The 379-nt window shown below is 55.4% G+C and carries 1 protein-coding gene; it reads right to left on the bottom strand.

Annotation, left to right across the window (positions count from 1 at the left end; all coding sequences use genetic code 11):
* Positions 1-357: dTMP kinase (gene tmk / locus E3E33_RS10795; protein ID WP_167731708.1), on the bottom strand; the 357-nt coding region annotated here is incomplete at its 3' end.
* Between the last annotated feature and the right edge of the window lie 22 nt (positions 358-379).

The following is a 379-nucleotide window of genomic DNA, read 5'->3' as shown; positions in this document are numbered from 1 at the left end:
CCACTCAAGGTCAAGTCCCCTCGCCCACTGGTAGGCGAGCGACGAGTAAAAATAGCGGTCTGAAATCACGACCTTTCCCGATTCAAGCGCGGGTTTTATGAGCTTGTCAACGTGCTCGGCCCTGTCCGCCGCGAAGAGCAGAGCCTCCGCCTCGTGACTTATTTTAGCCCCGTCAATTATTCCTTCCCTTCCACCGGTCAAGACTAGTTTCCTGATGAGCTTTCCGAACGGCGTGTCCGTGGGTTCCTTTGTTAGAACGACCTCATAGCCCCTCTCCTCAAGCCACAGCTTGAGCAGCTTTGCCTGAGTTGACTTTCCAGCGCCGTCTATGCCCTCGAGCACAATGAATATCCCCAAGCCCGTCACCCCCAGATCGGAA

The organism is Thermococcus sp. GR5, from assembly GCF_012027535.1.
Lineage (GTDB): Archaea > Methanobacteriota_B > Thermococci > Thermococcales > Thermococcaceae > Thermococcus > Thermococcus onnurineus.
Note: the sequence above shows the minus strand (reverse complement) of the source record. Positions and strands in the feature narration are given on the sequence as shown.